General features: G+C 78.2%; 1 protein-coding gene. It reads right to left on the bottom strand.

Annotated elements, in window-relative coordinates; translation table 11 throughout:
- Window positions 1–475, bottom strand: a 475-nt coding sequence (locus DBV35_RS29185; protein WP_170135077.1) for a universal stress protein, incomplete at its 3' end; no start/stop codon positions are given.
- Window positions 476–509 lie beyond the last annotated feature (34 nt).

Below are 509 nucleotides of genomic sequence, written 5' to 3'. Positions count from 1 at the left end.
CGGACAGCGGGCCGCCGTCGATCCCGCCCCGGCCCGGCCCGTCGGCCGAGCTCCCGCGGCCGACGACGACCGGGCAGCCAGCGTGCGAGGCCACGGCGAGGGTCACCGATCCCAGCGCGGTGCCCATCGCCCCGCGTCCGGCGGACCCGAGTACCAGCAGCTCCGCCGTGGCGGACCGCTCGACCAGTGCCGTCGACGGCGCCCGCCGGTCCTCGGCGACGTCGACCGCGACCTCGGGTGCGGCCTGCGCGGCGGCGTGCCGGGCCGCGTCGAGGGTCGCTCGGGACTCCTCGCGGATCGACTCCTCGACGTCGTCGAGCAGGGGTGCGACGGCGGCGTCCGCGTACAGCCCGGCCACGTCGAATGCCTGCACGAGCAGCAGGTCGGCGTGCCGGGCGGCGGCCTCGCGGGCCGCCCACGCGACGGCGTCCAGGGCCGCGTCCGATCCGTCCACGCCGACGACGACGGTGCTCATCACTGTGCTCCGTTCCCGGCCGGCCCGGTGTCGG

Source organism: Acuticoccus kandeliae, assembly GCF_003073115.1.
Note: the sequence above shows the minus strand (reverse complement) of the source record. Positions and strands in the feature narration are given on the sequence as shown.